The sequence below is a fragment of the Bacteroides sp. AM44-19 genome (genome assembly GCF_003603395.1).
GTDB classification, from domain to species: domain Bacteria; phylum Bacteroidota; class Bacteroidia; order Bacteroidales; family Bacteroidaceae; genus Bacteroides; species Bacteroides uniformis.
The window spans coordinates 163,968-182,835 of the sequence record NZ_QTNB01000007.1 but is presented as its reverse complement, the minus strand read 5'-3'; the positions used below and the strand labels follow the sequence as shown (position 1 = coordinate 182,835).

Annotated in this window: 13 protein-coding genes; 11 read left to right on the top strand and 2 right to left on the bottom strand. The window is 49.4% G+C overall.

Going from position 1 to position 18,868, the window contains the following annotated elements; genetic code table 11:
• Window positions 1-16: 16 nt before the first annotated feature.
• The 11 genes from DW947_RS12730 to DW947_RS12680 all read left to right on the top strand — a co-directional run bounded on the left by DW947_RS12730 (window position 17) and on the right by DW947_RS12680 (window position 16,412).
• Window positions 17-1,876 carry a PQQ-binding-like beta-propeller repeat protein gene (locus DW947_RS12730; RefSeq protein WP_117963514.1) on the top strand — a complete coding sequence of 620 codons (1,860 nt, stop codon included), beginning with the start codon at window positions 17-19 and terminating at the stop codon, window positions 1,874-1,876.
• Window positions 1,877-1,900: 24 nt separating this feature from the next.
• Window positions 1,901-3,361: a glycosyltransferase family 2 protein gene (locus DW947_RS12725; protein ID WP_117963513.1), complete on the top strand. Its 1,461-nt coding sequence runs from the start codon at window positions 1,901-1,903 to the stop codon at window positions 3,359-3,361.
• 36 nt (window positions 3,362-3,397) lie between these two features.
• Window positions 3,398-4,330 (top strand): DUF4922 domain-containing protein, encoded by a 933-nt coding sequence (locus DW947_RS12720; RefSeq protein WP_057281521.1) that lies wholly within the window; start codon window positions 3,398-3,400, stop codon window positions 4,328-4,330.
• Between the two features lie 41 nt (window positions 4,331-4,371).
• The gene (locus DW947_RS12715) at window positions 4,372-5,691 is read left to right on the top strand and encodes a SpoIID/LytB domain-containing protein (RefSeq protein WP_057281381.1); all 1,320 of its coding nucleotides are present in this window, start codon (window positions 4,372-4,374) and stop codon (window positions 5,689-5,691) included.
• A 27-nt stretch (window positions 5,692-5,718) separates the two neighbouring features.
• Window positions 5,719-7,041: an MFS transporter gene (locus DW947_RS12710; protein WP_005824972.1), complete on the top strand. Its 1,323-nt coding sequence runs from the start codon at window positions 5,719-5,721 to the stop codon at window positions 7,039-7,041.
• Between the two features lie 48 nt (window positions 7,042-7,089).
• Window positions 7,090-8,331, top strand: a complete 1,242-nt coding sequence (locus DW947_RS12705; protein WP_117963512.1) for an exo-beta-N-acetylmuramidase NamZ domain-containing protein — start codon at window positions 7,090-7,092, stop codon at window positions 8,329-8,331.
• A 177-nt stretch (window positions 8,332-8,508) separates the two neighbouring features.
• Window positions 8,509-11,454 carry an FAD-binding and (Fe-S)-binding domain-containing protein gene (locus DW947_RS12700; protein WP_117963511.1) on the top strand — a complete coding sequence of 982 codons (2,946 nt, stop codon included), beginning with the start codon at window positions 8,509-8,511 and terminating at the stop codon, window positions 11,452-11,454.
• 33 nt (window positions 11,455-11,487) lie between these two features.
• Window positions 11,488-12,672: an acyltransferase family protein gene (locus DW947_RS12695; RefSeq protein ID WP_057281383.1), complete on the top strand. Its 1,185-nt coding sequence runs from the start codon at window positions 11,488-11,490 to the stop codon at window positions 12,670-12,672.
• Window positions 12,673-12,785: 113 nt separating this feature from the next.
• Complete coding sequence (locus tag DW947_RS12690; RefSeq protein WP_005824980.1) at window positions 12,786-13,625, top strand: BadF/BadG/BcrA/BcrD ATPase family protein; 840 nt, start codon at window positions 12,786-12,788, stop codon at window positions 13,623-13,625.
• Window positions 13,626-13,678: 53 nt separating this feature from the next.
• Window positions 13,679-14,488, top strand: coding sequence for an N-acetylmuramic acid 6-phosphate etherase (gene murQ / locus DW947_RS12685; RefSeq protein WP_005824981.1), 810 nt, complete (start codon window positions 13,679-13,681; stop codon window positions 14,486-14,488).
• 28 nt (window positions 14,489-14,516) lie between these two features.
• Window positions 14,517-16,412: a serine hydrolase gene (locus DW947_RS12680; RefSeq protein ID WP_005824982.1), complete on the top strand. Its 1,896-nt coding sequence runs from the start codon at window positions 14,517-14,519 to the stop codon at window positions 16,410-16,412.
• A gap of 144 nt (window positions 16,413-16,556) precedes the next feature.
• On the opposite strand, the gene DW947_RS12675 is transcribed toward DW947_RS12680, so the two are convergent.
• Window positions 16,557-17,201 carry an FKBP-type peptidyl-prolyl cis-trans isomerase gene (locus DW947_RS12675; protein ID WP_005824983.1) on the bottom strand — a complete coding sequence of 215 codons (645 nt, stop codon included), beginning with the start codon at window positions 17,199-17,201 and terminating at the stop codon, window positions 16,557-16,559.
• 68 nt (window positions 17,202-17,269) lie between these two features.
• Complete coding sequence (locus tag DW947_RS12670) at window positions 17,270-18,811, bottom strand: glycine--tRNA ligase (RefSeq protein ID WP_005824984.1); 1,542 nt, start codon at window positions 18,809-18,811, stop codon at window positions 17,270-17,272.
• Window positions 18,812-18,868: the final 57 nt, after the last annotated feature.

Sequence of the window (18,868 nt, the reverse complement as noted above, 5' to 3'; positions counted from 1 at the left end):
CAACCAATCATCATCTATGAACAGAAGACTGTTAATAATCGTCCTGATGGCTTACCTGCTCCCCCTGGGGATGCAGGCACAGCAAGGGACATTCCGTTTTGCCCAACTGACGGACATTCATCTGACCCCGAACAATCCGAATCCCACAGAGGACCTGCTGCGTTCCGTGGCACAGATTAATGCCACCGACAGTATCGACTTTGTCCTGGTGACGGGCGACCTGACCGAAGAAGGCGACCGTACTACCATGGAAAAAGTGAAATCGTGCCTTGACTTGCTGAAGGTCCCCTACCACGTAGTCCTAGGCAACCATGAAACGAAATGGAGCGATTCCGGCTGCACCGCTTTCGGAGAAATCTTTGGCGGCGAACGCTTCGAGTTCGAGCATAAGGGATTCCTTTTCCTCGGCTTCAACTCCGGTCCGCTGATGCGTATGGCCTATGGGCATGTAGTGCCGCAAGACATCCGTTGGATGACGGAGGAAATGGAGAAAAACGGCAAAGACAAACCGGTGATACTTGTCACCCACTACCCGCTAATGGAAGGTGATGTGGACAATTGGTATGAGGTGACGGATGCCGTCCGCCCCTACAACGTGCGCTTGTTTATCGGCGGACACTACCACAGCAACCGGGATTTACGTTACGACGGCATTCCGGGCGTACTGATGCGCAGCAACCTGTGCGACAAAGAAGGGAAACCGGGTTACGGCATCTATGAAGTAACCGGGGATTCCATCCGGGTATACACGCAACGTATCGGCGAGCCCAAGAAGCAGTGGACAGCATTCTCGCTGACCGGACAGTATTACGACCGCAACGGAAAGGCAGAGAAATATCCTGACTTCTCGGTCAACAAGGAGTATCCGCAAGTAAAGGAGCAATGGATGGTGCAGACGGGCGCAGGCATTTACTGCTCTCCCGCCGTAGAAAAAGATAAAGTGTTCGTAGGAGACGATATGGGACAGCTGACAGCCTACGCCCTGAAAAACGGTAAAAAGCTATGGAGCTTTGAATCCGGCAAGCGCATTGTCGGTACTCCGGCCGTAAGCGAGGGCATCGTTGTATTCGGGTCTGCTGACCGTCGCATCTACGGATTGAACGCCAAAGACGGCAGCCTGCTCTGGACGGTAGAAGCCGCCGAACCGGTGCTCGGAGCCGTGACCATCGCAGACGGCAGAGCATACATCGGTGCCAGTGACGCCACTTTCCGTGCCATAGACATCCATACGGGAAAAGTAATCTGGGCCTACACCAGCGTGAAGGGCTACATCGAGACCAAGCCGTTGGTGACGGAAGACAAAGTTATCTTCGGCGCATGGGACAATACACTGTATGCCCTGAGCAAGGCAAACGGGCATGAACTATGGAAATGGACGGGCGGACTGACCCGTATGCACTTCTCTCCAGCCGCCGTATGGCCGGTAGCCACCGACGGCAAAGTATTCATTACCGACCCGCAACGCGCCATGACCGCCATAGACATCCATACGGGCAATACCGTGTGGCGCACCTTCCAGTCCATGGTGCGCGAGACCATCGGACTTTCCGAAGACGGTGAACGTATCTATAGCAAAACGATGAACGACAGCATTGTTTGCTATGCAGCTCAAGGAGATACTCCGCGGGAGTTGTGGGCAACCAATGTAGGTTTCGGTTATGAGCATGCCCCCTCCATGCAAGTGGAAAAAGAGGGGGTAATGTTTGGCAGTACCAAAGAAGGACTTATCTTCGCACTGGAAGGAAAAACAGGCAAAGTACTGTGGAAACATAAAATAGGAAATTCACTTATCAGTACCGTAGTTCCGTTGAACGGCCACGAAGTGCTGTTCACGGCAACCAGTGGAGAAGTGGGACTTCTGAGAATTAAAAATTGAGAATTAAAAATTAAAAGATATATCATGAATAAAATCAGTTGCTTTCTTCCCTACGCAGGAAAAGAACAAGTAGAAAAAACAGTGAACAGCCTACAGGCGACAGGACTTATAGAAGAAATCCGGTTAATCACGACCGATACCACTCTGGAATCGCTCCCGGGCTGCGAAATATTGTTTGTTGACATGCCCTACAGCAGTGCAACCCTCAAAGCTATTGCTAATGCAGCCAAAGGAGAATACACATTGCTTTATACCAAAGAGACTACGCTCGAAATGGGTATGTTTGCACTGGAACGTATGATACACATCCTTGAAGATTCAAGCGCCGGTATGGTATATGCCGACCACTACCAAATAGCAGACGGCAAGCAGAGCAACGCTCCGGTAATCGACTACCAATTCGGTTCCTTGAGGGATGACTTCAACTTTGGCTCCCTGCTCCTTTTCAACACCGAAAAACTAAAGGAAGCCGCCGGGCACATGAAGTCTGACTACAACTTCGCCGGACTTTATGATCTGCGCCTGAAATTGAGCCAACATTCAGACTTGGTACATATCAACGAATACTTATACAGCGAGGTGGAAAACGATACCCGCAAGAGCGGCGAAAAGATTTTCGACTATGTAGACCCCAAAAACCGTGACCGCCAGATTGAGATGGAGCAGGCATGTACCGAACATCTGAAAGAAATCGGGGGGTATCTGGCACCGGAGTTCAAGAAGATTGAGTTCTCTGCCGGTAACTTCGAATATGAGGCCTCCGTCATTATTCCGGTACGCAACCGTATCCGTACCATCCGTGACGCCATCAAATCTGTATTGATGCAGAAGACAGACTTTAAATATAATCTTATCATCATCGACAACCATTCCACAGACGGCACTACGGAGGCCATCGATGAATTCAAGGATGACGAACGCGTCATCCATATCATCCCCGAACGTACCGACCTCGGCATCGGCGGCTGCTGGAATATGGGGGTACACCACCCCAAGTGCGGCAAGTTTGCCGTGCAGCTGGACAGCGATGACGTATACAAAGACGAAAATACACTCGCCATCATGGTCCGCGCCTTCTACGAGCAGAACTGCGCCATGGTAGTAGGCACCTATATGATGACGGACTTCAACATGAACATGATTGCTCCGGGCATCATCGACCACAAGGAATGGACTCCGGCAAACGGACGCAACAACGCCCTCCGCATCAACGGTCTGGGTGCCCCGCGCGCCTTCTATACCCCGGTGCTGCGCGAAGTGAAAGTACCCAATACCAGCTATGGCGAAGACTATGCACTGGGACTGAACTTCTCCCGCCAATACCAGATAGGACGTGTGTACGACGTGGTCTACCTCTGCCGCCGTTGGGACGACAATTCCGACGCCTCACTGGACATCGTGAAGATGAACGGACACAACCTTTACAAAGACCGCATCCGTACTTGGGAACTCCAGGCACGCATAGCGATGAACAGGAAAAAGTGATTGTACACCGTAAATCATCAAATAACAGACAACCTCATGAATCAAACGATACACAATCTTCTAACCGAACAACTGGCATCCTGGGAGACGGCACGCAACAACTATGCCGCCCTCTCCGGCGTGCGGGTGAAAGAGCTGAACGTAAACGGCATACCCTATAAGGTGCAGTTCAACCCGGCACGCATCGTTTCCTCCGGTGCCAGGGTGGATGCCAAGTCCATCCAGGAACGGAAATGTTTTCTGTGCCCGGCAAACCTGCCGCCGGTACAGAAAGGCATCCCGTTCAGCGGACATTACAACATCCTGGTGAATCCGTTCCCCATCTTCCCCCGCCACCTGACAATACCGGAACTGGCGCATACGCCCCAACGCATCGCTTCCCGCTTCACCGACATGCTGGAGCTGGCCGGGGCGCTGACGGAATATACCATCTTCTACAACGGTCCCAAGTGTGGTGCCTCTGCCCCCGACCATGCCCATTTCCAGGCAGGAAACAAGGGATTCATGCCCATCGAGAAGGACTGGCGCGGACAGACTGCCGGGAAAATAGCCGATTATAGGAAAGCAGCACTGTGGTATCTTGACGACGCTCCCCGTGCCACACTTGTGATTGAATCCACCTCCAAAGAGGACGCGGCAGACTTGTTCGACATCATTTACCGTTCTCTGGACGTGAAACCCGAAGAAGACGAGCCGATGATGAACGTACTGGTCCTATACGAGGCCGACCGTTGGGTGGTCTTTGTCTTCCCGCGCGAGAAACACCGCCCCGCCTGCTATACTGCCGAAGGAGAAGCCAATCTGTTGAGCAGCCCGGCATCCGTCGACTTGGGAGGTGTCTTTATCACCCCCGTAGAAAAGGATTTCTTGAAAATCACTGCGGAAGACGTGGCGCAGATATTAAGTGAAGTATGCCTCTCTGCCACAGATTTCCACAAGGTACGGCAGCGTATCAGGGAAAAAATATGACTTCTGAAATCCAAGAACTCTAATTTTAAAGAAATACCATTATGAAAGAGCCCAAAGTACAAGTAGGCATTCTGTTTGAACCGCAGATAGAATTCGTTTTGCTGAATCCGTATCGCATGGACGGAACGGAAGTCAGCGGAAAGCAGGTAGTGACCTACGACGAAGGCAAGATTCTCTGGAATGGACGCCGGTATGACGAACTGCTGTTTGAACCGCAACACGAGCAGACCGATGCCTTCGAACTATTGGACGTTACCATCGGCATCAATTTCCATTGGGAGCGCAAGGAAGACCAGCGTTTTCTGGGTGCTCTCAAAATCATCGTTGAGAATGGAAAGCTCACCGGCATCAACGTCATCCATGTAGAAGATTATCTGACCAGCGTCATCTCCTCCGAGATGAGTGCCACCGCTTCTCTGGAGCTGCTCAAGGCACACGCTGTCATCTCCCGAAGCTGGCTACTGGCACAAATACAAAAGAATAAGGAAATCACCGAAGCCCAAGCTAACTACTCGGCCTTTACGCAGACCGACGAAGAGCTGATTCGCTGGTACGACCGAGAAGACCACACACGTTTCGATGTATGCGCCGACGACCATTGTCAGCGCTACCAGGGCATTACACGTGCCTCTACCGATATTGTGAAACAAGCCATCTCCGCTACCCGCGGCCAAGTACTGACATCTGATGGTAAGATTTGCGACGCCCGTTTCTCCAAATGCTGCGGCGGTGCTTTCGAGGAATTCCAATACTGCTGGGAAGACATCAAATACCCCTATCTTGCCCAACAACGAGACAGCAAAACGCACGCCACACTACCCGATTTGACGCAGGAAGTCGAAGCGGACCGCTGGATTCGTACCTCCCCCGAAGCATTCTGCAACACCACCGACAAGAAAATCCTCTCGCAGGTACTCAATAACTATGACCAGGAGACTACGGACTTCTATCGCTGGAAAGTGGAATATACTCAGGAAGAACTTTCAGCCCTCATTCTGAAACGTTCAGGCATTGACTACGGACAAATCATCGACCTTATCCCCATAGCCCGCGGAACCAGCGGACGCCTCTGGAAACTGAAGATTGTGGGAACCAAACGCACACTCACCATCGGCAAGGAACTGGAAATCCGCCGTACGCTCTCCACTTCACACCTCTATAGCTCCGCCTTTGTGGTAGACAAAGAGGAGTTGTCCGCCGAAGGCATTCCCGGACGCTTCATCCTCACCGGCGCCGGTTGGGGGCATGGTGTGGGGCTTTGCCAGATAGGTGCAGCCGTGATGGGCGAGCAAGGGTATAAGTATGATGCAATACTGCTGCACTATTATATAGGTGCCAGCATTGAAAAGCTATATGAATAATCGGATAAAACACAATAAATCAATATCATGAACCATACAAAAAACATATCGCCATGGGCATGGGTACCCACCTTGTACTTTGCACAAGGCATTCCGTATTTCATCGTAAACAACATCTCCGTGATGATGTTTACCAAGATGGGCGTACCGAACGGAGAAATGGCCTTGTTCACAAGCCTGCTTTATCTGCCCTGGACTATCAAACCCTTCTGGAGTCCGTTTGTCGACATCATCAAGACCAAAAGATGGTGGACTCTTTCCATGCAGATTCTGATGTCCGTGGCATTCATCCTGCTGACGCTGTCCATTCCACGGCCGGACGAGGCGACTATGGCAGCCGGAACAACCCCCATCAGCATGTTCAGCATCACGCTGATGCTGTTCATCATCACGGCTTTTGCCTCTGCCACACACGACATTGCCGCCGACGGCTTCTACATGCTGGCACTGAAACAGAGTGACCAGGCAGCCTTCGTTGGCATCCGAAGCACGTTTTACCGGCTCGCCTCTATCTTCGGACAAGGCGTGCTCGTAGCCATTGCCGGCGCCATCGAACTGAGAACCGAAAACATTCCGCTGTCATGGACCATCACGATGCTGGTTACAGCCGTTCTGTTCAGCCTGGTGACGTTCTATCACCTCTTTGCAGTCCCCAAACCCACCTCAGATAAGTCAACACTGGCTGCCGATGCCGCCACTGCAGGAGCCATATTCAGAGAATTCGGACGAACATTCGCCACCTATTTCACCAAACCGGGCGCATTGCTGGCCATCGTGTTCATGTTGCTGTACCGCCTGCCTGAAGCATTCCTCATCAAAATGTGTATGCCTTTCCTGGTTGCCTCCAAAGAATCGGGAGGTCTGGAACTATCGACAGCAGAAGTAGGTATCGTATACGGCACCATCGGAGTCATATTCCTCACCCTGGGCGGTATCCTCGGAGGATTGTTCGCATCACGCATTGGCTTGAAAAAATCCATCTGGTGGATGGCAGGATGCATGACTCTGCCATGCCTGACGTTTGTCTATCTTGCCATTGCCCAGCCCGACAATCTGTTTGCCATCTCCACCGCCATCGCCATCGAGCAATTCGGCTACGGCTTCGGTTTCACGGCCTACATGCTCTACATGATGTACTTCTCCGAAGGTGAATTCAAAACATCCCACTATGCCATCTGTACCGCATTCATGGCACTAAGCATGATGATACCAGGTATGTTTGCGGGATATATCCAGGAGGCTATCGGATATACGGACTTTTTCTGGTTGGTAATGATATGCTGTTTCGCCACGGTTGTTGTCACCATTTTTGCAGACAGAAGGATAGACCCGGAATATGGAAAAAAATGATTAATGGTTAATGATTAATGTTTTGTGAGTAATATTTAGTGATTGGTTATGAAGAGGACTATTATTATATCCTTGCTCTGCCTCCTTTGCGGAGGTGCGATGCAAGCACAGAAGATCAGAATAAAGACCGGTATCGAGGTACTGAAAGAACAGAATTTCCGATGCCTGGAAGGTAAGCGTGTAGGATTGATTACCAACCCGACGGGGGTGGACAACCGGATGAGGTCCACCATTGACATCCTGCACGAGGCGCCCAACGTGAACCTTGTGGCACTCTACGGCCCCGAACACGGCGTGCGCGGCGATGTGCACGCAGGCGACCATGTGACGGACATCAAAGACGCGACTACCGGACTGCCCGTCTATTCGCTTTACGGAAAGACCCGCAAGGCCACGCCGGACATGCTGAAAGATGTGGATGTATTAGTGTATGATATCCAAGACATCGGTTGCCGTTCCTTTACCTACATCAGCACCATGGGACTGGCCATGGAAGCCGCTGCCGAAAACGGCAAGGAATTCATTGTGCTGGACCGGCCCAATCCCGTAGGCGGATTGAAGATTGAAGGCAACTTGGTTGAAGATGATTGCATTTCTTTTGTAAGCCAGTTTAAAATTCCGTACCTTTACGCCCTCACTTGCGGTGAGCTGGCACTGATGCTCAATGGCGAGAAGATGTTGAAGGATGGGGAACAATGTAATCTCCACATAGTGAAGATGAAAGGCTGGAAACGCAAGATGGATTATACCCAAACCGGACTGCAATGGGTTCCCTCCTCTCCACACATTCCACATCCTCATTCTGCATTCTTCTACCCCGTCAGCGGCATTCTGGGCGAACTAGGATATATGTCTATCGGCGTGGGGTATACCATTCCGTTCCAGATGTTTGCCGCACCATGGATGGAAGCGGAAAAGCTGGCCGGAAACCTGAACCGTCTGAACGTACCGGGGGTCATCTTCAGACCGATGTACCTAAAGCCGTTCTATAGTGTAGGCAAAGGCGAGTTGCTGCAAGGTGTGCAAGTGCACATCATGGATTTCGGCAAAGCACCGTTGAGCGACCTGCAATTCCTGGTCATGCAGGAAGTCGCCGCCCTCTATCCTGACCGTGCCGTGTTTGACCATGCCGACAAGGGACGTTTCTCGATGTTCGACAAAGTAAGCGGTTCGCGGCAGATACGCGAGCGCTTCGCGAAGCGGAACCGTTGGGAGGACATACGCGACTACTGGTATAAAGATGCCGAAGACTTCCGTAAGCTGTCGAAAAAGTATTATTTATATAAATAAATTTACAGATAAACAAGGAAGGGAAAAGAGCCTGATACGGAGACTATTTCAGTCGTATACAGAACCACATTCAGTCGTATACTTAAATATATTCAGTATACGACTGAATGTACCCCCTCGTAAGACACGTTTACAGAGCACTTTGAAGCGAAGTGATGCAATATAAAAAAAGTGAACATGAAAGAGCATAGTTACATGGCTTTCCTGCAGGAAGCAAAACAATTCATTCCGCAGGAAAGGATTTACACCGACGAACTTCGCCGGCTGGCTTGGGGTACGGATGCCGGTTTTTACCGACTGATTCCCCAGATTGTAATCCGTTCGAAAGACGAAGATGAAGTTTCACAACTGTTGAAACTGGCGAGCCGCCACGGGCTGCCCGTCACCTTCCGAGCGGCAGGGACCAGTTTGTCGGGTCAAGCCATTAGTGACTCCATCCTCATCGTAGCCGGCAAGAATTGGGAAAAATACAGCATATCCGCCGGCCACGAACAGATAACCCTCCAACCGGGCATCATCGGACAACGTGTGAACGAACTGTTGGCTCCCTACGGCCGTAAGTTTGCACCGGATCCCGCCTCGGTGAAAAGCGCCATGGTAGGCGGTATTGTCATGAACAATGCTTCCGGCATGAACTGCGGTACGCACGCCAATAGCGACAAGGTGCTTGTTTCCGCCCGTATTATCCTAATGGACGGTACCCTGCTGGATACCGGAAATCCCGTCAGCCGCGCCTCCTTCGAAGTGACTCACCGTGACTTCATTCGCCGCATCTGCGAACTGCGCGATGAAATACGTACCAACGAAAAACTGGCCGAACGCATCCGTTACAAATATTCCATCAAAAATGTAACCGGGCTCAATCTGCTGCCCTTCGTCCGTTTCGACGACCCATTCGAAATCATTGCCCACCTCATGGTAGGTTCCGAAGGTACACTGGCGTTCCTTTCGGAAGTGACGATGAAGACTGAATATGATTATCCCTACAAGGCCAGCGCTATGCTCTACTTCAAGACCATCAAAGAAGCGAGCCGCGCTGTGGTAGCCATGAAGAAGCTGGTCGACGAAACCGGCGAATGGACAGTAAAAGGGGCTGAAATGCTAGACTATAAGAGTCTTTCCTCCGTCAACGACCCCGTATTCCTAAAATACAAAGGCGAAGTTGCCTCCTCTGCCCTCCCCGGCGTGGAGCCCGGCGACGAAACCGGGTTGACAGCAGTGCTGACCGAAACCCAAGCCCGTACCCCGGAAGAACTGCAACAGAACATATCCGCCATCGAAGCTTGCCTGCAAGCCTTCACCTCCTATATTCCGGTACGCTTCACCGACCGTCCGGAGGAATATTCCAAATACTGGGGCATCCGTTCCGGCATCTTCCCCTCTGTGGGAGGTACGCGCCAACCGGGAACCACTTGCCTCATCGAGGATATCGCCTTCCACATTGAAGACCTTCCAGAAGCGACGGCAGAACTGCAACAGCTCATAGCCCGTCACGGCTATGACGACGCCTGCATCTACGGCCATGCTCTCGAAGGAAACTATCACTTCATCATCAACCAGTCCTTCAGTACCCAAGCGGAAGTGAAACGCTACGAAGACTTGATGAATGACATCAAGACCTTGGTAGTAGATAAATATGACGGTTCCCTAAAAGCCGAGCATGGTACGGGCCGGAATATGGCTCCCTTTGTCCGCCATGAATGGGGAGATGACGCCTACAAAGCCATGAAAGCCGTCAAAGAGCTGTTTGACCCACAAGGATTGCTAAACCCCGGTGTCATTTTCAATGATGACCCGCAATGCCATATCAAGAACTTCAAGCCGCTGCCTTTATTAGTGATGAGTGACAAGAGACAAGCTACGTCACTCGTAGCTGACAAATGCATCGAGTGCGGTTTCTGCGAAGTCAACTGTCTCTCCTGTGGCTTTACCCTTTCCTCGCGCCAGCGTATCGTGTTGCAGCGCGAAATATCCCGGCTGAAACAAAGCGGCGAGGACCCGACACGCCTTGCACTGCTCGAAAAACAATACCGCTATCCCGGCAACCAGACTTGTGCCGGAGACGGCCTCTGCTCCATGTCGTGCCCGATGGGTATCAATACGGGCGACCTTACCCATATAATCCGCCAGGAAGCATTACCCAAAGGCAGTCTGGGATACAAAGCCGGAGACTTTGTCGCCAATCATTTCGCCGGTGTCAAGAGTACACTGCGTCCCGTATTGTCCTTAGCCAACTTCGGACATTCACTATTAGGGACAAAGGCGATGAGCAATATTACCAAAGGCTTGCACAATGCATTAGGCATACCTCTATGGACGCCGGCTATGCCGAAAAGTTATCAGTTACAAGCTACAAGCACTATGCAGCATAATAGCGCAGCACTTGTAGCTCGTAGCTCTGTAACTCGTAACTACAAAGTCGTTTACTTCCCCAGCTGCATCAACCAAACTATGGGTCTGGCAAAGAAGTCTCCCGTAGAGCAGCCATTGGTAAATAAAATGGTGTCCTTGTTGCAAAAAGCCGGTTACGAAATCATCTTCCCGAAAGACATGGACAAACTTTGCTGTGGCACCATTTGGGAAAGTAAAGGGATGCTGGACATTGCCGACCGCAAGACAGCCGAACTGGAGGCCGCACTTTGGGAAGCCAGCGAACAAGGCAAATACCCCGTCCTCTGTGACCAAAGCCCTTGTCTGCACCGCATGCGCGAATGTATCAAGAAGATGAAACTGTATGAACCTGCAGAATTCATCTATACATTCTTACGTGAGAAGCTGATTTTCACACCTATTAACCGCCCCGTAGCAATCCACATCACCTGCTCCATGCGGAAAATGGGACTGGCAGATACCATTATAGCCCTTGCACGCCTTTGCTCCAGTAAAGTCATCGTGCCGGAAGAAGTAGGTTGCTGCGGTTTTGCCGGAGACCGGGGATTCACCTATCCTGAGCTGAACTCGTACGCCCTACGCAAACTCCGCCCGCAAATAGAAGCGTCCGGAGTGAATATAGGCTACTCTAACAGCCGTACTTGTGAAATCGGATTGACAACAAACTCAGGTATCCCCTATGTATCCATTGCCTATCTGGTAGACGAATGTACAAAGGCAGCTGATAATTAGGATTGATAATTAACTTAACACACAAATATTACAATGAACAGTACAAAAGTAAGTAAACGCATCCTTGCACTCGACATTCTCCGTGGTGTCACCATCGCAGGTATGATTATGGTAAACAACCCCGGTTCGTGGGGACATATCTATGCCCCCTTGCGGCATGCAGAGTGGAACGGTCTGACCCCCACCGACCTCGTCTTTCCCTTCTTCATGTTTATCATGGGAATTTCCACATACATTTCCCTGAAGAAATACAACTTCGAGTTCAGCCACGCCGCCGGCATGAAGATACTGAAACGCACCATCGTCATTTTCCTCATAGGCATGGCTATCGGCTGGTTCTCGCGTTTCTGCTATTACTGGGCTTCAGCTCCGGACGACCTCAGTTTTGGAGAAAAACTATGGGCTTCCGTCTGGACATTCGACCGTATCCGTATCCTGGGTGTCATGCAACGGCTGGCCCTTTGCTACGGAGCAGCCTCCATCATTGCACTAACCATGAAGCATAAACATATACCTTATCTGATTGCCAGCCTATTAATAGGTTACTTCATACTGTTGATGTGTGGCAACGGTTTCGCCTATAATGAAACAAACATTCTTTCCGTGGTAGACCGTGCCATCCTGACCCCTGCACACATGTACAAGGATAACGGCATAGATCCCGAAGGTTTGTTAAGTACTATCCCTGCCATTGCACACGTGTTGCTGGGATTCTGTGTAGGACGGCTGATGCTGGACGGCAACAAGTCGGAAGACCGTGCCTCATTTCTCAATTCGCAGCTTATCACACTGTTTCTGGTAGGTGTTATCCTTACTTTCTCTGGTTTCCTGCTAAGCTACGGTTGCCCCATCAACAAGAAAATATGGTCTCCTACCTACGTATTCGTCACTTGCGGACTGGCATCCAGTTTTCTGGCATTGCTTATCTGGATTATTGATGTGAAAGGCTATAAGAAGTGGAGCATGTTTTTCGAGGCATTCGGTGTGAATCCGCTGTTCATGTATGTATTGGGCGGCGTACTTAGCATACTTTTCGGTAGCATCAGCTTCCCGTGGGGAGACGGCAGCATCAGTATACACGGATTCTTATACAATATAGTCCTCATGCCCGTTTTCGGTGAAACCGCCGGTTCCCTTGCCTTTGCCCTGCTGTTTATCGCCATTAACTGGTGTATCGGCTACCAGTTGTACAAACGAAAAATATATATCAAGATATGAGAATAAGGATGAAGGATGAAGGATTAATGTTTAATGATACCACCTTTATTATATGCAACACCCTAATCCTTAATCCATCATCCCTAATCCTTAATCCTTAAAAACTATTTTATATGATTCTAATAGCAGACAGTGGCTCTACAAAAACCGATTGGTGTGTTGTAGAGAATGGAGTACTTCTCCAACAGATATTCACGAAAGGTACGAACCCTTTCTTTCAGTCGGAAGAGGAGATCAGTAATGAAATAGCAACAGCGCTATTACCTCAGCTGAAAACAAGTGAACTGGATGCCGTATACTTTTATGGTGCAGGATGCGGATTTCCCGACAAGATAAGTATGGTGCACCGTGCCATAACCAAACACCTCAGTGTGAAAAATGAAGTGGAAGTCAATACCGATATGCTGGCTGCCGCACGTGGCCTCTGCGGACATGACTCAGGCATTGCCTGCATCATGGGGACCGGCTCCAACTCATGTTATTATGACGGAAAAAGCATTGTCACCAATGTATCTCCTCTGGGATTCATCTTGGGAGACGAAGGCAGCGGAGCCTGCTTGGGCAAACTGTTGGTAGGCGATATCTTGAAAAATCAGATGACACCCGAGCTGAAAGAGAAATTCCTCAAACAATTCGACCTGACACCTGCTGATATCATCGACCGTGTCTACCGTAAACCTTTCCCCAACCGTTTCCTGGCAAGCTTGTCACCATTTCTTGCACAGAATCTGGGTGAACCTTGTGTACGCGCTCTGGTACTGAACAGCTTTAAGGCATTCCTTAAACGCAATGTCATGCAATATGAAGACTATCAGCATCAAAAAGTACATTTCATCGGTTCCGTAGCCTTCTATTACAAGGAAGTTCTGGCAGAAGCTGCCAAAGAAATGGGTATCCAACTGGGTGCAATCATCAAGAGCCCCATGGAAGGACTCATCAAATATCACAACTGAAAGTGACAAATCGTAAATAGTAAATAGTAAATCGTCAAATAGTAAATAGCCTTATGTTCGTAAAAATCTCAGAGCAACCATCGCTCTACAATGACTTGGAAAAGAAATCAGTCCGTGAAATTCTGGAAGACATCAATACCGAAGACCAGAAAGTGGCGCTTGCCGTACAGAGGGCAATCCCTCAAATAGAAAAGTTGGTAACCCAGATTGTGCCCCGCATGAAACAAGGCGGACGCATCTTCTACATGGGTGCGGGTACCAGTGGACGTCTGGGCGTACTCGACGCTTCGGAAATTCCACCGACTTTCGGTATGCCCCCCACGCTGGTTATCGGCTTGATTGCCGGTGGTGACACTGCATTGAGAAATCCGGTAGAGAATGCCGAAGATGACATTCACCGCGGTTGGGAAGAGTTGACGGAACGCAATATTACAGATAAGGATACGGTCATCGGTATTGCTGCATCCGGTACCACCCCCTACGTGATTGGTGCCATGCACGAGGCACGCGAACACGGCATACTGACCGGCTGTATCACCAGCAACCCGGACTCTCCAATGGCAGCAGAGGCAGATGTAGCCATCGAAATGATTGTAGGGCCTGAATATGTGACGGGAAGCTCACGCATGAAATCGGGAACAGGACAGAAAATGATACTGAATATGATTACTACTTCCGTCATGATACAGTTGGGACGCGTGAAAGGCAACAAAATGGTGAATATGCAGCTCAGTAACAAAAAGCTTGTGGACCGTGGTACCCGTATGATTGTAGAGGAACTCGGACTGGACTATGGCAAAGCCAAGGCGCTGCTGTTGATGCACGGTTCGGTGAAAAAGGCAGTGGATGCGTACCGGATTTAGCTATTACTCACTCTTAAATTCCTTTATTATGAAAGCAATATATTTTTTTCTCTTTTCTCTTTGTCTGCAAGCTGCCACCGCGCAACCCTTGCAACGCGTAGCCCCTGAACAAGTGGGAATGGACTCACGCAAGTTGATGTATGCTGACGAAGCGATTGAAACAGCCATCTCCAACAAGGATATTCCCGGTGCCGTACTTGCTGTAGTACGTAACGGCAAGATGGCCTATCTGAAAGCTTACGGCAACAAGCGTATTTATCCCAATGTGGAGCCTATGACTGCCAATACTATCTTTGATATGGCATCTTGCAGCAAATCCATGTCGACCGCCGTATGTACGATGATACTGGCAGAACGCGGCAAGCTCCGTATGCTGGACCCCGTCAGCCTCTACATACCCCATTTCAAGAATTGGGAAAGCGAAGACGGCAAAGAGAAAAAGGTAATCCGCATTGCCGATTTGATGACACACACTTCCGGTCTTCCTCCCTATGCACCGGTAGCCGAGCTAGAAAAGCAGTACGGTTCTCCCAATCCTGATGGGCTTATGGAATATATTGCTACTTGTAAACGCGACTTCAAGCCGCAGACTGATTTTCAATACAGTTGCCTCAACTTCATCACTTTGCAGCACATTATCGAGACTATAAGCGGACAGAGCCTGCGTGACTTTGCACGTGAAAACCTATTTGATGTACTCGGCATGGAGCATACCGACTATCTGCCTTGCCAACGTGATAAGGATGGTAACTGGATTACGATAGTTGACAAAGGAACGAGAAAACAAGGACACAAGGAAAACAACGTAGCCAATTCTCAATTTTCAATTCGCAATTCTCAATTGAATAACATTGCCCCCACTGAAAAGCAACCTAATGGACAAGTTCTCTGCGGACAAGTTCATGACCCGCTGGCACGTGTCATGAACGGAGGTATCAGCGGTAATGCAGGAGTATTCTCTTGTGCTGATGATATTGCCATACTCTGCGCAGCCCTGCAAAACGGAGGTGAATGGAACGGACGCCGCATCCTGAGTCCGCTGGGTGTAAAAGCCATGCGTACTGTGCCACGCACTACCGCCAGTCTGGGACGCACTCTCGGTTGGGATAATTTTACAGCCTATGCCTCCAACAATGGAGATTTGTTTGGTCCTAATACCTATGGGCATACCGGCTACACGGGTACCTCCATCATTATCGATCCGGACAATGACACTTCCGTCATACTCCTTATCAACGCCGTACATCCGGAAGACGGACACAGCGTAGTTCGCCTGCGTTCATTGGTTGCCAACGCTGTGGCGGCTTCCATCTACCCCATTCCGCGTATTTATACAGACCATTACTACAAACGTTTCCTACAGTTTATGGATGAGCCTGCCATTACAAGCAAGGACATCGTCATGCTTGGCAATAGCCTGACTGAAGGTGGCGGTGACTGGTCTGCCCGTCTTGGTAAGAAGAATGTACGTAATCGCGGCATCATCGGTGATGAAGTGATGGGTATCTATGACCGCCTGCATCAGATACTTCCCGGACATCCCGCCAAGCTGTTCCTGCTTATCGGAGTCAATGACATTTCCCATGACTTGGCACCAGACAGTATTGTAGACATGATTCGCATGACGGTGGAACGCATCCGGAAAGAATCTCCCGACACAAAACTCTACCTACAAAGCCTACTCCCTTTCAATGAAAGTTTCGGCCGATACAAAAAACTGACTGGAAAGACAGATATGGTTCCTGAAATCAACTCCCGTCTGGAGGCGTTTGCCAAAGAGGAAGGCATTGCCTATATCAATCTTTTTCCACTATTTACAGAGAAGGGAACAAATGTACTACGCAGTGAGTTGACCGGCGACGGACTGCATTTGAATGAGGATGGATACAAAATCTGGGTAAAGGCCATTAAGAAGAAAATATAAAACGAACCAGTCTCCGAACGTCTGCCACACTACCAACAGGCTAAAGAAGACATCTCTCCATTAACTAGATTCCCCCTGCCATAGACATCTATAGCAGGGGGAATTCTTATATTCGGGGCGTTTCGGCACACACCCTCTTTTATCTCATTCGGCAAAGCTAACCAGTTGCAAGTCAAACGTCAACAGAGAGCCTCCGGGGATTGTATTTGTAGAATAAGGAGCAGTATAATCATTTATACCATATCCGCTTTGATAAGGGATATACAACATCCACCGCTCACCCATCCGCATAAGCTGCAAGGCAGCTGCCCAACCGGCAACGACACCCGAAACTTCAAAATCCACGAATGAATCAAAAACCGTAGGTTCTTTTACCGGAGGAATAGGTATATCGCGGTCAATAGCACTATAACCGTCAAAGCAACCGTCGAATTCTTCGCCATTCACATAAGTCCCATAATAATAAGCATTCACCTTTGAATGATAACCCGTATACAACGGGCGTTCACCCGTCTCATTCTTCACAAGCTTCTTGCAATAGACATACTGAGCACCTTCAGAAGTGCTTGCAGTCGTCTGTATGGCATACAGTTTCCCGAGTTCCATAGCATCGGCCTGCTCTGCTGTGGCGACATAATTCTCGCCAGTCAGCCTTTTTATCGAGTCAACAAAAGCCTCGCCGCGTTCTCTCCAATTATCATACTTTCCAGCCTCTTCCACTTCTTCACAAGAGATAAAAGCACCCACCAGCAACAGCAAGAAAGGCAAAAACAAAAGGGACTTTTTCATTTACTATTTTACTATTTTACTATTTACTATTTCAGTTTGTTCACGCACCGGTCTATTCCATAACCGCTTTATTGCAAGGTTTTCAGCAACGATGTGATGCTTACACGGTCTGCAATAATATTATTCAGTTCAGAGATAGCCACGCGCTCTTGCTGCATGGTGTCACGATTACGCAGTGTCACACAGTTATCTTCCAAAGTCTGATGATCCACGGTGACACAGTACGGAGTACCAATGGCATCCTGGCGGCGGTAACGCTTACCAATAGAATCTTTCTCATCATACTGACAATGGAAGTGGAACTTCAGATTGTCAATGATTTCGCGCGCTTTTTCGGGCAGACCATCTTTCTTTACCAACGGCATTACGGCCAGTTTCACCGGTGCCAGTGCAGCAGGCAACTTCAAGACAACACGGGATTCACCGCTATCCAACGTCTCTTCACAGTAGGAAGCCGACATGATGCTAAGGAACATGCGGTCTACACCGATACTAGTCTCGATGACATACGGGGTATAGCTTTCGTTGGTTTCCGGATCGAAATACTTGATGTTCTTGCCGGAGAACTTCTCATGCTGGGACAAGTCGAAATTTGTACGGCTGTGAATACCCTCTACTTCCTTGAAACCGAAAGGCATCAAGAACTCAATGTCTGTAGCAGCATTAGCGTAGTGGGCCAGTTTGTCGTGGTCGTGATAACGGTAATGGTCATCACCGAAGCCCAGCGCCTTGTGCCATTTCAGGCGAGTAGCCTTCCAACTCTTGAACCAGTCAAGCTCTGTACCCGGCTTCACAAAGAACTGCATTTCCATCTGCTCGAACTCGCGCATACGGAAGATGAACTGGCGGGCTACAATTTCGTTACGGAAAGCCTTACCAATCTGGGCGATACCGAAAGGAATCTTCATGCGACCGGTTTTCTGTACATTAAGGTAATTTACGAAGATACCTTGTGCCGTTTCCGGGCGAAGGTATATCTTCATGGCACCATCGGCGGTAGACCCCATTTCTGTTGAGAACATCAGATTGAACTGACGTACCTCTGTCCAGTTCTTTGTACCACTGATAGGGCAAACGATTTCTTCGTCAAGGATAATCTGACGGAGTTCGTCCAGATTATTATCGTTCAAAGCCTTGGAAAAACGTTCATGCAAGGCATCACGTTTGGCCTGGTGTTCCAGCACACGACCGTTGGTACTGCGGAACTGAGCCTCATCGAAAGCCTCACCAAAACGCTTGGCAGCTTTGGCCACTTCTTTGTTTATCTTGTCATCGTACTTAGCAAGCTGGTCCTCTATCAACACATCGGCACGATAACGTTTCTTGGAATCGCGGTTGTCAATCAAAGGGTCATTGAAAGCATCTACGTGTCCGCTGGCTTTCCAGATGGTGGGGTGCATAAAGATTGCTGAGTCGATACCGACAATATTTTCGTGCAGCAGCACCATACTCTGCCACCAGTATTGCTTGATGTTATTTTTCAGTTCCACACCCATCTGACCATAGTCATACACAGCTCCCAGTCCATCATAAATCTCGCTGGAAGGGAACACAAAACCATATTCCTTACAGTGTGATACGAGTTTCTTAAAAACGTCTTCTTGTGCCATTTTCTGTTGTATCTAAATTAATTTGAATCTTATTTTCAGCTAAAAAGCGCCACAAAG